This is a genomic window from Thiocapsa rosea, from assembly GCF_003634315.1.
Classification (GTDB): domain Bacteria; phylum Pseudomonadota; class Gammaproteobacteria; order Chromatiales; family Chromatiaceae; genus Thiocapsa; species Thiocapsa rosea.
Genome location: NZ_RBXL01000001.1, coordinates 4,013,405 through 4,034,030, shown reverse-complemented (window position 1 = coordinate 4,034,030; position 20,626 = coordinate 4,013,405). Strand labels below are relative to the sequence as shown.

Annotated in this window: 19 protein-coding genes; 15 read left to right on the top strand and 4 right to left on the bottom strand. The window is 64.8% G+C overall.

Annotated features, from left to right (window positions below; genetic code table 11):
• Window positions 1–81 precede the first annotated feature (81 nt).
• Window positions 82–1,248 carry an efflux RND transporter periplasmic adaptor subunit gene (locus BDD21_RS18145; protein ID WP_245969676.1) on the bottom strand — a complete coding sequence of 389 codons (1,167 nt, stop codon included), beginning with the start codon at window positions 1,246–1,248 and terminating at the stop codon, window positions 82–84.
• A 537-nt stretch (window positions 1,249–1,785) separates the two neighbouring features.
• Between BDD21_RS18145 and BDD21_RS18140 the strand changes: the two genes are divergently transcribed.
• The 6 genes from BDD21_RS18140 to BDD21_RS18115 all read left to right on the top strand — a co-directional run bounded on the left by BDD21_RS18140 (window position 1,786) and on the right by BDD21_RS18115 (window position 8,389).
• The gene (locus BDD21_RS18140; protein ID WP_120798355.1) at window positions 1,786–3,303 is read left to right on the top strand and encodes a dynamin family protein; all 1,518 of its coding nucleotides are present in this window, start codon (window positions 1,786–1,788) and stop codon (window positions 3,301–3,303) included.
• A gap of 25 nt (window positions 3,304–3,328) precedes the next feature.
• On the top strand, window positions 3,329–4,399 hold the full coding sequence (nadA, locus tag BDD21_RS18135) for a quinolinate synthase NadA (RefSeq protein ID WP_120798354.1): 1,071 nt from the start codon (window positions 3,329–3,331) through the stop codon (window positions 4,397–4,399).
• A gap of 259 nt (window positions 4,400–4,658) precedes the next feature.
• Window positions 4,659–5,303 (top strand): NapC/NirT family cytochrome c, encoded by a 645-nt coding sequence (locus BDD21_RS18130; RefSeq protein WP_120798353.1) that lies wholly within the window; start codon window positions 4,659–4,661, stop codon window positions 5,301–5,303.
• Between the two features lie 33 nt (window positions 5,304–5,336).
• Window positions 5,337–6,323 (top strand): ankyrin repeat domain-containing protein, encoded by a 987-nt coding sequence (locus BDD21_RS18125; protein WP_120798352.1) that lies wholly within the window; start codon window positions 5,337–5,339, stop codon window positions 6,321–6,323.
• A gap of 132 nt (window positions 6,324–6,455) precedes the next feature.
• Window positions 6,456–7,073 carry a c-type cytochrome gene (locus tag BDD21_RS18120; RefSeq protein ID WP_120798351.1) on the top strand — a complete coding sequence of 206 codons (618 nt, stop codon included), beginning with the start codon at window positions 6,456–6,458 and terminating at the stop codon, window positions 7,071–7,073.
• A gap of 23 nt (window positions 7,074–7,096) precedes the next feature.
• Window positions 7,097–8,389 (top strand): FCSD flavin-binding domain-containing protein, encoded by a 1,293-nt coding sequence (locus BDD21_RS18115; RefSeq protein ID WP_120798350.1) that lies wholly within the window; start codon window positions 7,097–7,099, stop codon window positions 8,387–8,389.
• Window positions 8,390–8,766: 377 nt separating this feature from the next.
• Here BDD21_RS18115 and BDD21_RS18110 read toward each other — a convergent pair whose 3' ends face one another.
• Window positions 8,767–9,912 carry a DUF2333 family protein gene (locus tag BDD21_RS18110; RefSeq protein ID WP_120798349.1) on the bottom strand — a complete coding sequence of 382 codons (1,146 nt, stop codon included), beginning with the start codon at window positions 9,910–9,912 and terminating at the stop codon, window positions 8,767–8,769.
• A 28-nt stretch (window positions 9,913–9,940) separates the two neighbouring features.
• The gene (locus tag BDD21_RS18105) at window positions 9,941–10,573 is read right to left on the bottom strand and encodes a DUF502 domain-containing protein (protein ID WP_245969675.1); all 633 of its coding nucleotides are present in this window, start codon (window positions 10,571–10,573) and stop codon (window positions 9,941–9,943) included.
• A 668-nt stretch (window positions 10,574–11,241) separates the two neighbouring features.
• Here BDD21_RS18105 and BDD21_RS18100 point away from each other — a divergent pair.
• Genes BDD21_RS18100 through BDD21_RS28345 form a run of 9 tightly spaced genes read left to right on the top strand, consistent with a single transcriptional unit; the run spans window position 11,242 to window position 19,017 of the window.
• The gene (locus tag BDD21_RS18100) at window positions 11,242–11,820 is read left to right on the top strand and encodes a Na+/H+ antiporter subunit E (protein WP_120798347.1); all 579 of its coding nucleotides are present in this window, start codon (window positions 11,242–11,244) and stop codon (window positions 11,818–11,820) included.
• Window positions 11,817–12,080 carry an MrpF/PhaF family protein gene (locus BDD21_RS18095; protein WP_120798346.1) on the top strand — a complete coding sequence of 88 codons (264 nt, stop codon included), beginning with the start codon at window positions 11,817–11,819 and terminating at the stop codon, window positions 12,078–12,080. The genes BDD21_RS18100 and BDD21_RS18095 overlap by 4 nt, the downstream gene beginning before the upstream one ends.
• 4 nt (window positions 12,081–12,084) lie before the next feature.
• On the top strand, window positions 12,085–12,381 hold the full coding sequence (locus BDD21_RS18090) for a cation:proton antiporter (RefSeq protein WP_120798345.1): 297 nt from the start codon (window positions 12,085–12,087) through the stop codon (window positions 12,379–12,381).
• Window positions 12,378–12,665, top strand: coding sequence for a Na(+)/H(+) antiporter subunit B (locus tag BDD21_RS18085; protein WP_120798344.1), 288 nt, complete (start codon window positions 12,378–12,380; stop codon window positions 12,663–12,665). Before BDD21_RS18090 ends, BDD21_RS18085 begins: the two co-directional genes overlap by 4 nt.
• Window positions 12,662–13,345, top strand: a complete 684-nt coding sequence (locus BDD21_RS18080; protein WP_120798343.1) for an MnhB domain-containing protein — start codon at window positions 12,662–12,664, stop codon at window positions 13,343–13,345. Before BDD21_RS18085 ends, BDD21_RS18080 begins: the two co-directional genes overlap by 4 nt.
• Window positions 13,342–13,641: an NADH-quinone oxidoreductase subunit K gene (locus tag BDD21_RS18075; RefSeq protein ID WP_120798342.1), complete on the top strand. Its 300-nt coding sequence runs from the start codon at window positions 13,342–13,344 to the stop codon at window positions 13,639–13,641. The genes BDD21_RS18080 and BDD21_RS18075 overlap by 4 nt, the downstream gene beginning before the upstream one ends.
• A complete protein-coding gene (locus tag BDD21_RS18070; protein ID WP_120798341.1) occupies window positions 13,638–15,077 on the top strand; it encodes a complex I subunit 5 family protein in 1,440 nt (479 codons plus the stop codon). The genes BDD21_RS18075 and BDD21_RS18070 overlap by 4 nt, the downstream gene beginning before the upstream one ends.
• A complete protein-coding gene (locus BDD21_RS18065) occupies window positions 15,074–16,573 on the top strand; it encodes a complex I subunit 5 family protein (RefSeq protein WP_120798340.1) in 1,500 nt (499 codons plus the stop codon). The genes BDD21_RS18070 and BDD21_RS18065 overlap by 4 nt, the downstream gene beginning before the upstream one ends.
• A complete protein-coding gene (locus tag BDD21_RS28345; RefSeq protein ID WP_120798339.1) occupies window positions 16,570–19,017 on the top strand; it encodes a proton-conducting transporter transmembrane domain-containing protein in 2,448 nt (815 codons plus the stop codon). The genes BDD21_RS18065 and BDD21_RS28345 overlap by 4 nt, the downstream gene beginning before the upstream one ends.
• Before the next feature lie 97 nt (window positions 19,018–19,114).
• On the opposite strand, the gene BDD21_RS18055 is transcribed toward BDD21_RS28345, so the two are convergent.
• Complete coding sequence (locus BDD21_RS18055) at window positions 19,115–20,605, bottom strand: hypothetical protein (protein ID WP_120798338.1); 1,491 nt, start codon at window positions 20,603–20,605, stop codon at window positions 19,115–19,117.
• Window positions 20,606–20,626 lie beyond the last annotated feature (21 nt).

Genomic DNA, 20,626 nt, shown 5'->3' with positions numbered 1-20,626 from the left:
CCGGGCCTGCGCCGCATCGCTGCGACATGGATTGCGCAGGCGATCGCGGTGCGCGATCGCCGGGGCTGAAGGGAGCGGTCGTCAGCGATCCGCGGGTGATCCGCTCGCCCAGCCGGCCGTGACGCGGGGACCGGGATTCGTCAGGACCCTCTCGCCGGCACGAAGCCCGCTCAGAACGGTGACCATCGCGCCGGGAAGCTCCTCGCCGACGCGGATGAGGCGCAGCTGGGGCTCGCCCCGCTCGCTCAAGACATAGACCCCGGGCAAGCTGCCGTTGTAGCGCACCGCGCTGCTCGGGATGACCGGATTGGCACGCGCCGGGGCGTTGAGGTCCGGCACCAGCACCTTGGCGTACATCCCGGGCTCGGACACGCCCTGCGGGAGATCGAACTTGATCTTGACGGTGTGACGTTGCGGATCGGCCATCGGGAAGATCTGAGCCACCCGGACAGGCACGCGCCGATTGTCCGGGTCCAGCTCGGCTTGGACCATCATGCCGTCGCGCAGCCCCGGACGCAGGCGCGCCGGGACATCGACCTCGATCTGAAGGTACTCCACGTCGGCGTAGTTGAGCATGGGCTGCCCGGGCTGAATGGTGTCCCCGACCTCGATGAGTTTGCGCACGATCACCCCGTCGAAGGGCGCGATGCTGCGGGCATCGCGAATCTTGGAGTCGAGCGCCTGAAGCTCCGCCTGGAGGCGCAGCATGGCGTTTTGCGCCTCTTGGATCTGAATCCCGGAGGCGAAGAGATCGGCCGAGCGCTCGGCCGTGCGGTCGCGTTCCCCGATGAAGCTCTCGGCCGGGCGCGTGAACATCTGATCGAACAGATTCGGCAGACCCATCCCGCCCATCGCGGAACGCGACTGCGGCGAGTAGATCTCCCTTGAGTACTGAACGCCCGCATTGCGCAGTTGGGCATCGGCGCTCGCCATCTGCGCGAGCAGCGCGCGCCGATTCGCGAGCAGCTCTTCGTCGCCGATCGCGACGAGCAAATCCTTTTCCTTGAAGGTATCGCCCTCGCGTCCGGCGATGAAGGTGATGCGTCCCGGCAGCTGCGCGGCGAGCGTCACCTCCTTATAAGGGACCACACTGCCGCCCAAGGAGACGGTGGGTGCACCTTGCGCCTGCTGAACGACGAAGGTATCGCCGATATCGGCCTGCACCTGGGCCTGGACCGAGCCCGACGAGACGACAGCGGCAACGGCGAGCGTGCACGCAAAACGGGCGGTTCGAAACTGTATTGACATCGGATCGCACACCAAACGCTGGGTTTTTTGTCGCACGTCCGAGCGGCGCTATGGCGTTCGGACCTGCCGTGGACACCGGACAGCCTCGCGGGTCCGGCGCTCATCCGTTGCGGATCCGCAGCATCCGAGCCTGGCACCTTTGGCCTGCTCAGTGCCGCGTTGTCTTTTCATTCTCCGGACGGCGCAGTATCCCAGTATGCCTTCGACGCCGCTCGACATTCAAGCCGACAAACGCCGGCTCGACGCGACGGTCGCGGCAGCGAGGGCTTCGACACCGACAAAAGACACCGCCGTCGCCGTGCCCGCAAGCCGAGCCCGATCCGAGTACCCCTAGTCCGTGACCGGCTATCCATCCCGCCGAACTTCAGTGTAACATCGTGCGCCATTGCGGTCGGGGCCGGATCGGCTTGGCCGCCGCGACGGATGTCGCCTGCCGGTCAATGACGCCGAGCGCCTCGGACGCCGCTGCCCCCATAACCTTGACGCTTGTCTTGCAACTGAAGCGAAGCGTTGTATCCAGATCGAGGAGCTGACCCTATGCCGTCTACCGCCGAGGCCGTTCAACAGCGCATGCAGGAGCTGGAGTCTCATCTGGAGCAAGAGAACCCGGTCCTGCTCAGTGCCGTGCAGAGCTTTCGGGCGATCGACCGTGTTGCGTACGGAACGGGACTGCTGGAAACCAACCAATCGTTCGCGACCCAGATCCCCTGGTGGCCGCTGATCTCGATCCTGGGCACCTTCTCGGCGGGCAAGTCGACCTTCATCAATTTCTTTCTCGGACAAAAGCTGCAACGCACCGGCAATCAAGCCGTCGACGATCGCTTCACCGTGATTGTCTACAGTCCGGAGAAGGTCAGTCATTCGCTTCCGGGCGTCTCTCTCGACTCGGATCCGCGCTTCCCCTTCTACCAGATGTCGCACGACATCGAGCAGGTCGCCGGCGGGGAAGGCAAACGCATCGATGCCTATCTGCAGCTCAAGACCAGCTGCAGCGAACGTCTGCGCGGCAAGATCATAATCGACTCGCCCGGCTTCGACGCCGACGCGCAGCGCACGGGGATCCTGCGCATCAGCGACCATATGATCGGCCTGTCCGATCTGGTCTTGGTGTTCTTCGACGCGCGCCACCCGGAGCCGGGTGCGATGCGCGACACCCTCAAGCATCTGGTGAAGGACACCATCCACCGTGCCGATTCGGGCAAGTTCCTGTACATCCTCAATCAGTTGGATACCGCAGCCAACGAGGACAACCCGGAGGACGTGGTCGCGGCCTGGCTGCGCGCGATCGGCGAAGCGGGCTTGACCGCGGGCCGCTTCTATACCATCTACAATCCGGAAGTCGGGATTCCCATCCCGGACGAGCACAAGCGCAAGCGCTTCGAGAAGAAGCGCGACGAAGACCTCGGTGAGATCTTCCTGCGCATGGAGCGTGTCGAGATCGAGCGCGCCTACCGCATCATCGCAGCCTTGCGCGAGACCGCCAACGCCTTCGGACACCAGGCCGTGCCCCTGCTGCAGAGTGCCGTGCGGCGCTGGCGCGCCCGCACCCTGGTCGTCGACGCAGCACTCATCGCGCTTGTCGCTGCCTTTTTCGTCTATTGGAGTATCAATGCAGGCCACTGGGTGGGGCTCTCCTATGAACCCGCTTGGCTGGAGGTCCTGACGAGCCACTACACTTGGGGCCACGATGCCTTGATCGGGACGCTGATCGCACTGGCCATCGGCACCCATTTCACGGTTCGCAAACTGGCCGCGATGAGCGTCGAGCCCTGGCTGAGAAAGCAGGTCGCACGCAAGAACCCGCCGGGAAATCTGATGTCTGCCTTCAAAAAGAACACCCGCTTCTATCGCCCGGTCATCATCGGCCGGCCGATCGGATGGAGCAGCAAGACCCGCACACAGATCAACGAGGTTCTTCAAAACTGCGAGAATTTCGTGCAGACGCTCAACGAACGCTATACGAACCCCAAGGGCCTGAAGGAGTCGCCGCACAAGGCGCACCTCCCCGATGACCCGGCGGCCGTGCTCGGCAGGACGGAGCACTCCGCGGCTTGACCGAATCGCAAGCACTGGTGACACGATGAGCATCCGAGCACCCGAGCACGCGCCGAGACCCGCCATCGCGGTTCCGCCGCATCCGCAATGGCCGACGCTGAGCACGCTCGAGAAAGCACAGCTCACGGACCGGATCAAGGCGCTGCTCAAGGCGCAGGATGCGGTCCTGGTCGCGCATTACTACACGGATGCCGATCTTCAGGCGCTCGCCGAGGAGACCGGCGGCTGCGTCTCGGACTCGTTGGAAATGGCGCGCTTCGGCGCCGCCAGCAGTGCACGAACACTGGTGGTCTGCGGCGTTCGCTTCATGGGCGAGACGGCGAAGATCCTCAATCCCGAGAAGCGGATCCTGATGCCGGACCTTCGCGCGACCTGCTCGCTCGATGAAGGCTGTCCGGCGGACGCCTTCGGCGCCTTCTGCGATGCCCACCCGGACCACACCGTCGTGGTCTATGCCAACACGAGCGCCGAGGTCAAGGCCAGGTCCGATTGGGTCGTGACCTCCAGCATTGCCCTGCCCATCGTCGCCTATCTTGCCGAGCAGGGCCATAAGGTTCTCTGGGCGCCCGATAAGCATCTGGGACACTATGTCCAGCGCATGACCGGGGCGGACATGCTGCTCTGGGACGGCGCCTGCGTGGTTCACGAAGAGTTCAAATCCTTCGCGCTGGAGCGTGTGCGCAAGCTCCATCCCGAGGCGGCTGTGTTGGTGCACCCCGAATCTCCGGACGACGTCGTCGATCAGGCCGACGTGGTCGGCTCGACCACCCAGCTCATCAAGGCCGTGGTCGAGATGCCGAACCGTGAGTTCATCGTCGCGACCGACGCCGGGATCTTCTGGAAGATGCACCAGCTCGCGCCCGGCAAGACCCTGATCCCGGCCCCGACGGCCGGCGAAGGCGCGACCTGCGAGAGCTGCGCGCATTGCCCGTGGATGGCCATGAATGCATTGCAGAACCTCGAGCAGGTCCTGCTCAAGGGAGACCAGGAGATCCTGATCGATCCGGCCCTCGGCAGACGAGCACTAGTACCGATTCGCCGCATGCTCGACTTCGCGCACGAGCGCGGGATCGGCGCACGGCGCGACGCGGACTGAGACCCGATCGATCCGCGTGGCCCGGCCTTGCGCTGGCCGGCGCCCTCGCCCCGATCACCGATCACCAACCAACCGACGAAGCAATAACCGATCACCGACAACCGACTCCTTGAGTGCTTGCCCACCTTGGCAAGCAGGGCACGGATGCCGTACCATCGATTGCGAATCGTCAAAGACTAAACGCCCGTCTGGCGTTCACAAGAATAAGAGCCGTGACGGCCAACGACGTCCCCCAGTCGTCGCCGTAAAGAGGATGTCTATGTCTGAAGCCCGCAAATCCACACGCAGGACATCGCTTGTCGTCTTGGTACTGGTGTTCGTGGCGGGGATCGGATTTGCCGTTGCCATGTCCGGCGGTCTGGCCTATTCGAACCGAATGGACCTCTGTGTCTCTTGCCACAGTTTACAGGTCCCCTACGCCGAGTATCAGGAGACGGTTCACTACAAGAACGCCTCCGGTGTCCAAGCGTCCTGCTCGGACTGTCATGTGCCGCGGGAGTTTTTCCCCAAGCTCCATGCCAAGCTCATGGCCGCCAAGGACGTCTATCACGAATTGATCGGCACGATCGACACCCCGGAGAAGTTCGAGGCGCAGCGCTGGGCAATGGCGAATCGTGTCTGGGACAGGATGAAGGCGGACAACTCGCGCACCTGCAGGAGCTGTCACGACTTCTCCAACATGGATCTGTCGGCACAGAGCCGCTCCGCACGCAGCCGACACGGCGCGGCCGAGGATCGCGGACAAACCTGCATCGATTGTCACAAAGGGATCGCGCATCATCTCCCCGATGAGCCGCCGTCCGACGAGCCCCCGAAAGCGCCTGCAGAGGACACGGCAGCGACATCCGAAGCGGCTCGGAGCACCGGGGGTAAAGCCACTCCCGCGGATCCGGACGCCGCCTGAGCGCGCCATGCAGCGAACACGCCGAGGTCGGTCATGAGTGTCATCCAGCTTTCGAGCCAATATCGTCGGGCGATCGGCTCACTCCTGCTGATCGTTGGTGCCGTGCTGCTCACCGAGGTGCAGGCGGCCGATCCGGTGAGCCCCGACCTCGGCAAAGAGCTTCGCCTCGCCGCCATGATCGGCGACACCGAGGCCGTCGCCGCCCTGCTCGACCAAGGGATTCCGGTTGATGCGGCCAACGAATTAGGCAAAACCGCCTTGATGGTCGCCGTGGAATCCGACGATCTCGAGACGGTTGCCCTGCTCCTGACGCGTGGGGCCAACGTCAATGCCCGCACCGTTGCGAGCTGCACGCCGCTCACCTTTGCCGCAGAGCACGGCAACATCGCCATCACGGCCGTTTTGATCGAGCGCGGCGCGAACGTACACGACCGAACCCGCATCGGCTGGGATCCCTTGATGATCGCCTCGCGTTACGGCATTTCCGACATGGCCGAGCAGCTGCTCTTTCGCGGCGCCGACCCCAAGGCATCCGATCGAGAGGGGCGAACCGCGCTCATGCTCGCCGCCGTGCACGGACAGGTCGAGGTCGTCGACCTCTTGATCGAGTCCGGTGCGGAGCTTGAGTCCAGGGACAAGGAGGGCGAGACGGCGCTGCTGCTTGCGGCCGACGCCGGTCACTGGCACGTGGTCAAGGCCCTGCTCGACGCGGGCGCTGACGTCAATGCCCGCGACGGACTCGGGGCAACACCGCTGATCCTGGCGATCAGCCAGGGACATCCCGACGCCACCCTGCTCCTGCTCGAGCGCGGGGCCAATCCCAATCTTCAGGACGAGGACGGCACCTCCGCGTTGATGGAAGCGGTCGTCACGGACCACGCCGAGTTGATTCAAACCCTGCTGACCTATCGCGCCGACCCTGCCCTGACAAACAGCGACGGGCGCACCGCCGGGGATCTGGCGGAGCAACGAGGCAATCGAGAAGCCGCCGCGCTTTTGGCGCAGCGACTCAGCCCCTGAGGACGACACGCGACCGACGCGGCCCGGGGCGACACCAAATGCACCGAGGGACGCAAAAAGGACGCCCCTCCTGCATCGCGGCATCGAGCGCCGCGCGTTACCGACACCACCTAACGACCATTTGGAGGAAGCATGGCCACGATATCACCAAGATTGGCCCTACTTGCCGGCGCACTCGCGCTCGGCGTGTCCTCGGGAGCCAATGCCGACGCCACAGCATCGATGCTTGCCAACACCTGCGCCGGTTGTCACGGCACCCTCGGCCACAGTGCGGGTCCGGCATCGCCCATCATCGCCGGGATCAACCGGGTTGTCTTCGTCGACATGATGCAGGGCTACAAGAGCGGCGACATCTACTCGACCATCATGGGCCGGATCGCCAAAGGCTATACGGACGAGGAATTCGAGCAGATGGCAGAGTTCTTCAACACTCAGGAGTTCAAGCCCGCCCAACAGGATTACGACAAGGCGCTGGTTGACCAGGGTGCGAAGCTGCACGACAAATACTGCGAGAACTGCCATGCCGAGGGCGGCATCCCGTTGCGTGATCCGGACACCGGTGAAGATGCCGAGGATTTCTACCTCCTCGCCGGCCAGTGGACACCCTATCTCGCCTATTCCATGGAGGACTTCCGGGCGGATCGTCGCGAGATTCCCAAGAAGATGAAGAGCAAGCTGGATGACCTTCTCGAGAAGGACGGAGACGCGGGGCTCGCCGCCGTGTTTGCTTTCTACGCGAGCCAGCAGTAATCGCCACCGGAGGATAGAACGGAATGAAGATCAACAGACGTGATTTCGTAAAGGTCGCGGGCGCAGCAACCGCTGTCGGCCTGATCGGTGCACCGCACCTCGCCCTCGGCGCGACGCAGAAGGTCGTGATCGTCGGCGGCGGCACCGGTGGTGCGACCGCCGCCAAGTACATCAAGATGGCCGATTCGAGCATCGACGTGACGGTCATCGAGCCCAACGAGGAATACATCACCTGCTATCTGAGCAACGAAGTGCTCGGCGGAGACCGCGCTTTCGATACGCTCAAGGTCGGCTACGACGGACTCAAGGCGCACGGGATCAACGTGGTGCATGACACTGCGGCGGGTATCGATGCCGAAAAGAAGGTCGTCAAGACCGCAGGCGGCACCGAATTCGGCTACGATCGCTGCATCGTCGCCCCGGGTATCCAAATCCTGTTCGACAAGGTCGAAGGCTACAGCGAAGACGCTGCGCAGAAGCTGCCGCACGCCTGGAAGGCCGGCGAGCAGACCCTGATCCTGCGCAAGCAGCTTGAAGACATGGCCGACGGCGGCGTGGTCGTCATCTCGGCTCCGGCCAACCCCTTCCGTTGCCCGCCCGGGCCATACGAGCGCGCCAGTCAGATCGCCCATTATTTCAAGGCCAACAAGCCCAAGTCGAAGGTCATCATCCTTGACTCCAAGCAGGCGTTCTCCAAACAGGCGCTCTTCACCCAAGCCTGGGAGAGACTCTATGGCTTCGGGACGGACGACGCACTGATCGAGTGGCGCCCGGGTCCAGATGCGGCCGTCAGCCTGGTCAAGGTCGACGAGATGACGGTCGAGACCGGCTTCGGAGACGAGATCAAGGCCGACATCATCAACATCATCCCGCCGCAGCGGGCCGGAGAGATCGCCCAGACCGCAGGTCTGGCCGACGACAGCGGTTGGTGCCCGGTGGACTTCCGATCCTTCGAGTCCAAGCTCCAACCCGGCATCCATGTCATCGGCGACGCCTGCATCGCCGGCGCCATGCCGAAATCCGCCTATGCGGCCAACAGCCAGGCCAAGGTCGCTGCGGCTGCGGTCGTCGCCATGCTTAAGGGCGAAGAGCCCGGAACACCGTCCTACGTCAACACCTGCTATTCGATCGTCGGCACGGACTACGGCATCTCGGTCGCCGGCGTCTATCGGATGGCCGAAGACGGCAGCGCGATCGCGGACGTCGAGGGCTCGGGCGGTGTCACACCGATGGATGCACCCGACTGGGCATTGGCCCGCGAGGTGCAATACGCCTACAGCTGGTACAAGAACATCGTAGAGGACTCTTTCGGCTGAGGATGGACCGAACGTCGACCTCACTCGAAAATCAGCATCTCGCTCTGGACGCGGTTTAACGTGGGTTGATCACACCGTGATGAGATTTAAAGGGGCCGAAAGGCCCCTTTTTGTTGGTCCCGGTGATTTCCGGCGGGCTAGACGTGGTTTGGGGCAAGTCGGTCTTGTTCATACGATCGGCCGGTAGGGTGGACGAGCGAGAGCGAAATCCACCGAACCCCGCTCCGGCGCGGGTGGACTGCGCTGCGCTTGTCCACCCTACTCTCCTTGTCCACCCTGCCTCGGTGATCTTCTGAACCGCGCCGGCTCCGACGCCGCTTGATTCACGCGACGCCGAGCCGATAGGACAACAACGCCTGTCTGAACCGGGTCGCGGTTCAGCCCTGCTGCATCAGGATCCGCAGATCGAGCACCGCGGCATTGGCGCGCGAGATATAGGACGCCATCACCAGCGAGTGATTGGCCAAGAAACCGTAGCCGTGCCCGTTGAGCACGATCGGGCTGGCCATCGTCTTGCTCGCACCCTCGAGGTCGCGAATGATCTGCTGAATCGAGATGTCCGCATTCTTGGAGGCCAAAATGTCCGCGAAGTCGATGGAGACGGCCCGCATCATGTGCAACAAGGCCCAGGTGTAGCCACGAGCCTCGTAGAAGATATCATCGACCAGGTACCAAGGCGTCGCCCCTCCGCCACCGTCGATCTTCATTGACTCGATCTCTGGCTCCATCTCGGCATTGGGATCGCCGACATTCATGATCAATGCGGCCGCCAGCTCATGGTCGCCCACGCTCGCACTCAAACGCAAGGCAAGGCTGCCGAGCCGTTTCTCGACGACCGACAAATAGGCGGCGAGGTTGTCCGCACGGGCGTAGAAGCGCGCACTGCGGTCCCGACCGGTGGAGAGATCACGCAGGAAGAGTCGCAACGAATCCATGGCTTGGCGATACTCGTCCTCGGCGGAGGGGAGCATCCACGACGAGGCATCGATCGCGAGCTTCACGTCTGCACGCTTCGCATGGTCGTTCTCGATGGACTGGGTTTGGGAGCGGCTGAAGTCGTTGCGAAGCGCACGCACGGAATCACGAAGCTCCTTAAGCGCCCCGTATTCCCAGTTCGGCATGTTGTCCAGATAGATTCCCGGCGGAGTGATATCGTTGAAGAGAAACCCACCCGGCTTGTCCAACAGGGTCTCTCCGACGCCGATCGCCGCAGCCACGACCGCCGTTCCCGGCACCGGCCTGCTGCCCTCGATGGCCGCCAGCTCTGTCGCCTGGAGTGCCGCAACGTCGAAGGTGGGTGGCTGGCGCGACCAGACAATGCCGAGTGCGAGCACGATGACAGCGCAGAGGGCAAGCCCGATTCCCACGACACGCAGCGGCGAAGGGCGCGAACCCGTTCGCGCGCTCGAACCTGCACCCGACGGATCGCGCTGACCCGCATTGCTTGAATCGTGAGCTTGATTGCCGAGGGAATCCCGTCGTTCATCGGGGCCCGGCGGCACCATTGCCGGTTTCTCGTTCATGCGTTAACTCCTTTAGGTTGCGAAGAATTCAGCGATTTGCCGCGCGCGCACCGGGCGGGCAAACAACGCCCTCGACTGAGAAGGCAGCGGTTGTCGCCGTACCCGGGTTTCCGCATCGGGGCGTACCAGGGCGGGTAAATCGAATGGTATCAGGTGCCGTCGTGCCGCCGGAAACGACAAACGTCATGGCCTCGTCGACCGACCACTCCTGAGGTATGATCCGATCCTTGGGGACGATCTCAAGGTAGCCGCCGGTCGGATTCGGTGCCGTCGGCACGTAGACGGCCGCCAGCTCGATGCCGCTCTCTTCGTCGATCATGGTGTGCGTGTGAAAGCCGACGGCCTTCATTTCGCTGTGGGGAAATTCGATCAACACGACCTTTCGCGACCTGTCGGCCTCGTCGTTCCCGTCGCTGCGAAATGCCTCGACGAGCCTCTTCGTCGCTCCGTAGATCGTGGTCACGAACGGGATGTGCTTGAGCCAATCCTCAAGATTCAACAGGATCCGGCGCCCGATCAGATTCGTCACCGCCCATCCCAGAAGGTAGAGCATCAAAAGGGTAAGGGTGATTGCCAGCGCCGAGGACAGCCAAGGCACCTCCAAAATCCAGCGGGCCATGTCCGGCGACAGCGGTCGCACGGCGTTGGCGAGGATGATCACCTTGGGCCGCCCGATCCCCGAGAGCAGGTCGAGAAAAAACATGAAGACAAAGGAGGTCACCATGAGCGGGATCACGGTCACCACCCCGGTGAGTAAGTTTCTCCGGAAATGCGTCATCTGTATCCTATGCTTTCGCTGCCGAACGGTTGCGCTGGGTTTGACTGGCCGAACCCCTTGAAGATCCGATCAAGCCGGACTTTCCAGGATTTCTCGTTCAGGCCGCTGGCCGCTGATCAATCATCGACATCCCATGATTGAAACGATCCTCCTCGCGAAGCCCGGAGCAAGGGATCCGGGAACGCGAGACATCCCGTGCGGCCCCGGTCGCTGCGTTGCGGTAACGATCGTGCGCCGAATGCACATCCCGTACAGTCTAAATGGTTTGCCCTCGAACAGCCACCGGGAACATGTAGATATCATGCATAATATTATTAACAACTCGTCTTTTCGGGAATCTACCTTCGCTTTATCCGTCTGCCTGTGCAATTCCAATCAATCCCCATTGGAGTGATGCCGACGACGCCCCACACTTCGCATTGCGTCGATGGATACGCCTCGTGACGGTCTCCCCGGCCCGGCCGGGGATCTTCGACATTCGCCGGGCGGTCTCGAGCCGCGCAACACCATCCGGGTATCGATTTTCGAAACTAAACCGCGTCCAGGGCGACATGCGTCATTTTCACCGACACCCCGTCTTCGCCCATCCTCCGGCAGCCCTTTCACGAGCGATCGGCTTCGCGCTGATCTGGTTGATCCTGGTCGGTCCGGACGGCGCGTCGTGGATCGTCGGCGGGCCTTTCGTCATCGCGGCGACTTTGGCAAGCTTAAGGCTGTCGAAACCGCGGAACAGCACGCTGTCGCTTTCGAGTTTGGCGCGCTTTGCGCCTTACTTTCTGCGGGAGTCACTCCGCGGCGGTCTGGACGTCGCCGCGCGGGTCGTGCTCCCGCGGCTACGGGTTCAGCCGGGGCACCAGACGTACCGGGTGCGTTTGCAGAGCCCGCCTGCCCGGTTGGTCTTCATCAACACCATCAGCCTCTTGCCCGGCACGCTCAGCGCCGATTTGCGCGGGGATCTCGCGACGGTGCACGCGCTTGACGTCGGCACGGATATCGTGGAGGACTTGAGCGCGCTCGAGCGGCGTGTCGCGGAGCTGTTCGGCGAAACACTCGCACCCGTTTCGCATCCGACAACGGCGGAGCGCTCCCCGGCTGACGGGGCACCGGCGCCTCCGGAGGATCGACCGTGAGCCCCTTGCTCTTGACCGTCGCACTGGTTCTGATGGCCGGAATTGCCGCCGGACTGATCCGCGTCGCCATCGGCCCGACCCCGTCGGACCGCATGATGGCCGCGCAGTTGATGGGAACCTCGGGGATCGGCGTCATCCTGCTTCTTGCCCCGGTGCTCGCCGTCCCGGCGCTGATCGACGTCGCGCTTATCTTCTCGCTGCTCGCCGCCGTCGCCGTCACGGCCTTCACGCGGCGGCGTCTCACGAACCACGGAGACTGATTCGATGGATCCGGTGCAGCTTCTCTCCGGTGCCTTTTTACTGGTCGGCGGCTTCTTTTTCGTGGCCGGGACGGTCGGTCTGATCCGTCTGCCCGACCGCTTCAGCCGACTCCACGCCCTGACCAAGGCCGACAACGTCGGCCTGGGGTTCATCGTGCTCGGACTGATGCCGATGGCGCCCGATCTCTTCTACGGCCTCAAGCTCGTCTTGGTCTGGCTGCTCGTGGTGATCGCGGGCGCGACAGGTGCCCACCTCATTGCCAAGCGCGCGCTGCGCGGCGACGGCGAGGACGTCCGATGAACGTCGTCCTCACCTTTTTCGATGTGCTGCTGACCTTGACCCTGCTCGGCCTTGCCGTCGTCACGCTGACGAGTCGGGAACCGCGGCGGGCCGTGATTCTCTACATCGCCTTCGGGTTGCTGCTCGCGCTGGTCTGGGCGAGACTTCGAGCGCCCGATCTGGCCCTTGCGGAGGCTGCGATCGGGGCCGGTCTGAGCGGCGCCTTGATGCTCGCCGCGGCCCGACGGGCCGCGGATGCAAAGACCGCTCGGGACAGACGCAACAACCAAGAGAGCACGCCGTGATTCGGCCTTTGGAGCACATCCTCATCCCGCTCGGGCTCATCGCTGTGGGCGGCCTGCTCGGCTGGTCCTTCTTCCTTGCGGTCACGGGTGAGGCGGGGGATCGGCTCGCCTCCGTCGCACTGGCGCGCGTGCCCGACAGCGGCGTGTCCAACCCGGTGACCTCGGTCCTTCTCAACTTTCGCGCCTACGACACCCTGTTGGAGCTTGCGGTGCTCTTGAGCGCGCTGCTCGGCATCTGGTCTCTGGGTGCGGCCGGGTCCGGCTTTCAGCCGGCCGCGAGCATCCTCGACGGTATGGTCGCCGGGTTCGTGCCCCTGCTGATCCTCTCGGCCGGGTACATGCTGTGGGTCGGCGCCTATGCACCGGGCGGCGCCTTTCAGGCCGGGGCGCTCTTGGGCGCGGCCGGCGTGATGCTCGCGCTTGCCGGACATCGCAACGCCGGGCTTCCGTGTGAAAGCCGATTGCGCCTGCTCGTTGCGCTCGGGGTCTTCGTCTTCACGATGACGGGGCTGCTGCTCATGGTCCTCGGCAACGGCTTTTTGACCTACCCCCCGGGCCTCGCGAAATGGCTCATCCTGATTATCGAGACAGCCGCCACCCTGGCCATCGGCGCGACCCTTGCAGCCGCCTACTTGGGCGGCCGACCCGCCGCACACCCGACGACCGGAGAGACGGCGTGACCGATCAGCTTCTTTACGCCCAACTCCTCTACGGCGGATCCGGGATCATCTTGGTGCTCCTCGGTCTCTGGTCGTTTCTCGTGCATGCGCCGCTGCTGCGCAAGCTGATCGCGATCAACGTGATGGGGGCCGGTGTCTTTCTCATCCTGGTCGCCATCGCCTACCGGGGGATCGACACCGCGCCGGATCCCATCCCGCACGCCCTGGTGCTGACCGGGATCGTCGTTGCCGTGAGCGCCACCGCACTGGCCCTGGCGTTCGGCAAACGGCTGGATCAGGACGCTGATCCGGAATGATCGACGCCCTACCCCTATCGGTCACACTGCCGCTGCTCGGCGCACTCGCGGTCACCGTCTCGCCCGCGCATGCGCGCGGCCTGGGCCTCTTGACCGCCGTGCTCACCACCGCGAGCGGTTTGGCGGTCACATCCGCGGTTTGGAGCGACGGCGTCCTGAGGGCCGATCTCGGCGGCTGGGGCGCCCCGCTCGGCATCGCGCTGGAGGCCGACGGGCTCTCAGCGGCCTTCCTGGCGATGGCCAACGCGGTGGCCCTCGCCATCAGCGTCTACGCCGGCGGCTACTTCAAGCAGGAGACCGCGCTGCACTTCTGGCCGCTCTGGTTGCTGCTGTGGAGCGCATTGAACGGACTCTTCCTCGCGACCGATCTGTTCAACCTCTACGTGACGCTGGAGCTTCTCGGCCTCTCCGCCGCGGCCTTGGGCGCGCGCACCGGGACGCGCGAGGCGGTCGCCGCGAATCTGCGCTATCTGTTGGTGGGGCTCCTCGGCTCCATGAGCTATCTGCTCGGCGTCGCGCTCGTCTATGCCGCCTACGGGGTGCTGGATATCGGGCTGGTCGCCGAAGCCATCGAGCCCGGACCGGTCGCCTGGACGGCGATGACCCTGATGTTCGGCGGCCTGATCCTCAAGGTCGCACTCTTCCCGATGCACTTCTGGCTCCCGCCCGCCCATGCCAACGCCCCGGCGCCGGTCAGTGCCGCCTTGTCCGCCTTGGTCTGCAAGGCCGCCTTCTATCTGGTCTTGCGCCTTTGGCTCGACGTCTTCGCGCCGGTGCTCAACGAGGCCGCGGCGAATCTGCTCGGTGTTCTCGGGGCTGCCGCGGTCGTGTGGGGGTCGTGGCGGGCACTGCGCGCCGAGCGGCTCAAGCTGCTCGCGGCCTATTCGACCGTCGCCCAGGTCGGCTATCTCTTCATCGCCTTCCCCCTGCTGGTCGCCACCCCGCCCGGCCTGGCCCGGGACAATCTACTGGCTGCGGTCGTCTTGCTCGCCCTGACCCACGGCTTCGCCAAGGCCGGATTCTTCCTCGCCGCCGGGATGGTGCAGAAGACCGCAGGGCACGACCGGATCGACGACCTCGGCGGTGCCGCGCAGGCACTTCCCGCAGCCACCTTTGCGATCGGCCTGGCCGGTGTCTCCCTCATCGGCCTGCCCCCGAGCGGGACCTTTCTGGCCAAGTGGATGATGCTCGAGCAGGCGATGATCCTGGGGCACTGGTGGTGGCTGGTGGTGATGATGATCGGTACGCTGCTCGCGGCCGCCTACATCTTTCGGGTGCTGAGCCGGGCCTTCAATCGCGAGCCCGCGCCCTATCGCTTCGTCAACGATGCGCGCACCGAGCTTCCGGCGCTCCTGCTCGGGATGATCGCGACCTTCGGGTTCGGGATCGCCGCGCAGCCGCTGTGGGTCTTGCTCGAGCAGGGGGCGTTCGGATGAGCTTCGACGCCTGGCTGCCGGCCGCGATCCTCCTCAGCTCGATGATACCGGGCATGATGATCTTCCTCTTGCGGGAAGAGAGTCATCGCCTGCGCACCGTTCTGAACATGGCCGGCGCGCTGGTCAAGGTGGGCCTGGTGATCTGGATGATCGGCGGCGTCTACGACGGACAGCACTACGAGACCCGCTGGACGCTCGCGCCGGGTCTTGACCTGGTGCTCAGCGCCGACGCCTTGTCGGTGCTCTTCGTCGCCTTGTCCACGCTCCTGTGGCTGGTGACGACGATCTACGCGATCGGTTACCTGGAGCATTCGCCGAACCGCAGCCGATTCTTCGGCTTCTTCAGCATCTGTGTCTCGGCGACGGTCGGCATCGCGCTGTCCGGAAACCTCCTGACCTTCGTGATCTTCTACGAGATCCTGACCTTGGCGACCTATCCCCTGGTCGCGCACCGAGGCACCCCCGATGCCGCGCACGGGGCGAAGGTCTACCTCGCCTACACGGTCGGCGGCGGGGCCTTGCTCCTGGTCGGGGCGATCTGGCTGCAGGCGCTCGTCGGCCCGGTGGAGTTCACGCAGGGCGGTATCCTGGGCGTGTCGCCCGAAGAGATCCGCTGGGAGCTCATCCTGATCTTCTTCGTGCTGTTGGCCGGGCTGGGCGTGAAGGCCGCTCTGGTCCCGCTGCACGGATGGCTGCCGCAGGCGATGGTCGCTCCCGCACCCGTCAGTGCGCTACTGCACGCGGTCGCGGTGGTGAAGGCCGGGGCCTTCGGGATTGTGCGCGTGGTCTACGATGTCTATGGCGTGGAGTTCGCCTATGCCAACGGTCTGCTTCTCGTCCTCGGTATACTCGCCTCCGTCACCATCATCTACGGGTCGCTGATGGCCCTGACCCAGGACAATCTCAAAAAACGGCTGGCCTACTCGACCGTCAGCCAAGTGTCCTATATCGCACTCGGCGCCTCGATCTTCGGGCCCATCGCGACCATCGGCGGCATGGTCCATCTGGTCCATCAAGGTCTTATGAAGATCACGCTCTTTTTCTGCGCCGGGAACTATGCCGAGTCACTGGGTGTTCACAACGTCAGCGAGATGGATGGCGTCGGGCGGCGCATGCCCTGGACCAGTCTCGCCTTCACGATCGGCGCGCTCGGCATGATCGGGGTCCCGCCGGTCGCAGGCTTCGTCAGCAAGTGGTATCTCGGGCTGGGTGCTGCGGACGCCGGCTCGAACTGGGTCATTGCGGTCTTGGTCGCAAGCAGCCTGTTGAATGCCGCCTACTTCCTGCCCATCCTGCATCGCGCCTGGTTCAGACCTGCCCCGCAGCAGTGGCCGCAGGAGCACCGCCATGCCGGGCGAATGGAGATCGCGGGCGCCTTGCTGTGGCCGCCGGTGATCACGGCCGCACTGGCACTCGGGGCCGGACTCTTCGCGGCCGCGCCCTTCACTCCGCTCGAGTGGGCGACGCTGATCGCCGAGCGGGAGTACGGCCGATGACCTGGCTCCTACCGCTCGTCGCCGCGCTTCCGCTTCTGGCGGCAGCCTTCGCCATGCATCGGCTGTCCTGGTGGACACCTGCAGTCGCGGCCGTGCCGGCGCTCGTCGCCGCACTGCTGGTGCCGATCGGGGAGTCGCTCGATCTGCCCTGGCTTCTGCTCGGCGCGCATTTCGGGCTCGACGAGATCGGACGGATCTTTCTGATCTTCACCTCGATCCTCTGGACCGCGGCCGGAATCCACGCCGTGGCGAGCATGCGCGGTACCCCGCATGTTGGGCGCTTCAACACCTTCTTCCTGCTGGCGATGGCCGGCAACCTCTGGCTGATCGTCGGGCAGGACCTGGTCAGCTTCTATGTCGGTTTCGCGGTCATGGGGATCTCCTCCTACGGGCTGGTGATCCACGAAGGCGACCGCAGCGCCTTGCGGGCCGGCAAGGTCTATCTCGTTCTGACTTTGGGAGCGGAGCTTGCTCTGTTCGTCGCGCTGGTCATGATCGCCTCCATCACCGGATCGATCCTGCCGACACCGGAGGATCTGGTCGAGCTCGACGATCTCGCGATCGGACTCCTCATCCTCGGTCTCGCGGTGAAGGCCGGGCTGATTCCGCTGCACGTCTGGCTTCCGCTCGCACATCCGGCCGCGCCCATCCCGGCCAGTGCGGTGCTCAGCGGCGCCATGATCAAGGTCGCCCTGCTCGGCTGGCTGAGGTTCCTTCCGGTCGGGGAGGTCGCCTTGCCGGGCTGGGGGCTGCTGTTCGTCTTTGCCGGCCTGGCGACGGCCTTGTATGCCGCCCCCATCGGGATCCTGCAGTCCAACCCCAAGGTCCTGCTGGCCTACTCGAGCGTCGGTAAGATGGGGCTCATGGCGATGACCTTGGGGCTTATGCTCATCGAGCCCGCGATGGCACCGGTCGCCGCCATCGGCTTGGCGCTTTACGCCGGGCATCACGCGCTGACCAAAGGCGGCCTCTTTCTCGGCGTCGGGCTTCGCAAGTCCTCAGGCTTACAGGGCCTGGTCTTCGGCGGGCTCGTGCTGCTGGCCTTGTCGATGGCCGCCGTTCCCCTCACCAGCGGCGCCGTGGCGAAATACGGGATCAAGCCGATCTTCGTCGACTCCGATTGGGCATGGCTGCAGGTCGCGGTCGCACTGACCACCGTCGCCACCGCCTGGATGATGGTGCGGTTCGTTTGGAGTTTGAAGCGCGTTCATGTAGCGGGTCACGATGTGCTCATGGAACGCGATCCAGGCAGAAACAACGAGGTTCGAGCGGAACGCGCTTCAAAGCGATTTTTTGACCGGGGCCGAGTCGCGGGATGGTTTGGGTTCGGCGCGCGGCTCGAGACGTCCAGTGCGGATACCGATCGCTCCGGACGCGGGTCGGCATCGCCCTCGATGCCGCGGGTCACTTGGGCGCTCGTGGGTTGGGTTCCGCTGCTCGGCTTGGTGATCCTCTATCCGTTGGTTCTCGGTTCCCCGACGGCTTGGCTGACCGATGTCGGGCTGATCGCTCTGGCAGGTCTGCTCGCCATCCCCGTTTCCGTGCTCGCCGTGCGGCGGCCTGCGGCGCTGGCGACCCTGGTCGACAGCATCAAACCCGGCGATCTGCTCGGGCTGGTCCGCCCCCTCCTGATGAGTGCGCGGTGGACCCTGCGCTGGTCGATCCGCGGCTATCGGAATGCCTATGCTCGCGTGGCAGCCCCGCTTCGGGAACGCTTGACCGAGCTTGCTCGGCGTCCACCCTCCGATCTTGACCGTCGGCTCACCGCTTGGCCGCTTGCGGGCGGTCTCTGGCTGGGAATCATGACGCTGTTGATCGTCCTGGCGTTGGTCGTGCCGACACAGAAACCGACCTTTCCCCGTGTCGATCATGACGACCCGAGGCCGGTCATGGCACCGCCGACGCCCTCCCCGGCAGCCCCCGATGCCGTCACGATTGCGCCCGCGCCCCTGCCCGACGTCACCGATGACGACCCGAGCGTACCACCGACGGATGAGCCGACCGATCGACCAGACGCGCTCGACCCGAGCGCCGAGCCCGACGCTCCCGTGCTCGATGCGCCGAGTCGGCCCATCGAACCGACGGAATCGGACATCGCAACGTCGGAGTCGCCCGCGCTCGAGCCCCAACCCGCCGAGCTGGTGTGCGATCCCGATGAGCCCTATGTCTTCCGTCACGCCGCAAGCGATCGCGAGGTCGTCTTGGACCGATGCATCTCCGTGGACGGCACGCCGCAACGTCTCGATGCGCCGCCTCTATCGAACGCACTGGTCCTCCTCATACAAACTCATCTCAACGCGCGCGGCTTCGACGCCGGCCCGGCCGACGGCCTGATCGGCCCTCGCACCCGGGATGCGATCAGACGCTTCCAGACCGATCGCGGCGTCGCACCGACGGGCGCCGTCACCTTCGATCTGCTCGATCGGCTGCGGGAGCCCGATTAAGCGGAAGCATTCTGTCTGCTATGCGCGTGCGACGTTCGAGATCCAGCGAGAGGTTGGGCTCGACCACGCGCCGCCGTTGTTGAATCAGACCCGACCATTATTGAGCGGGTATCCGTTCGAGCAACCGTCGTGCAGCGGCCTCCACACCCGGCACAGGCGGAACGTCGAGCAGTGTGCGCCACAGCGCCACACGGGCGGCAAAACCAGGCTCCCCGGGCTGCGGCTCGATGGGCGTGACGGTCATCCAGGTGAGGAAACGCTCGGCAGCGCGGCGCGACGCGGGTGATCGCCCTGGATCCAGGGCGGTGGCGCGGGCGCTGACCAGGAACAGCAGCGCGACCTCCCCGCGATCGTTCAGCTCGGCCTGGCTCAACGCATCGAAGAGCGTCGCGCGCTCGGCATCGGAAAGCACGGCGACAGCCGCGTCGACCTGACGGACGGCCTCCATCAGCGCTGCGTCGGCATCCTCGGGATACACCCGGGGACGCCGAAGACCCATCGGCTCGAGGAACGGTACGTAATAGGAGGGCGTGCCGATCGCGGGCCACCGAATATGCTCGAACCTGTCGAAAGCCGCGGGGTCGTGCACGCTGATCGGCAGGCGTCTGCCCAGCGTGAGATCAGGGAGGAAATCGGTCGCCAAGTGATAGCTCTCGCGATCGATCCAACGGGCCGCACCAAGCAGCGCATCCGACCACCAGGGCACCAACACCAAGGGCAAGACCCCGACGATCAGGCGGGTTCGGGGCGATTGATCGAAGAGGATGACGACGACCCCGGTCCTCCAGAGCAAAAGTCCGATCATCAAGAGGACGAGCGAGGTTCCAAGCCGGTCCGAAGACATTTCGAGACCGCCGACCAGTGTTTCGGGATAGGCCGTCTCGGGATGCGCGGCGTCATAGCGCAGGCCGACCGACTGCTCGCCCTCCCGCGGCCACAGCCGAACCAGCCACTCGAGCGGTCGATCGAGCTCGAGCAGCAGGGCATCCATCTCGGTTCCCGGCGGGGGCATCGCCGCGCGAACCTCCTCGGTCTTCCCGACCGGCGTCCAGTAGGCGGCATCGCGGCTCGACAGGAGCACCCGGACCTCCGGAGACATCCTCAGCGCGATGACCGGGTTGCCGGCCGAGTCGGGGGGCCAGGCCGCATCCAGCCCCGGCAGGATCCCGCCGACATCCAGTACGCCGAGGTCACCGGGCAGACGCGGCTCGTGCCCGTCGCCGCAGAACACACGCCGATAACCCTGCCCCGCGACCGAATAGTCCGCGGTGATACAGAGCCTCATCAGGGCATGATCCGACCAGTGATCGCCGTCCGGTGCGCGGTCGGCATCCAGATCGAGCCACCAAAAGGGCTCGACTGATCGAGCCTCCACGCGCCCGGTCAGCGACGCGACCTCCCGTTGGAACAGCGCGTAATCCGGACCGATTTGCCAGCCCGCCGCGAGAAAGGCACCGCCGAACGCCAACATCGGCGCGCCGACCAGGTACATCCAGCGACCCAGCAGCAGATTGAACAGCCATGCAAGCACCCGCGCGGCAACCGTGCCCCCCGGGTCCGGATCACGACCCTTCTGCGGCTCGCCCATGGTCTACCCCTTGAAGTCAGC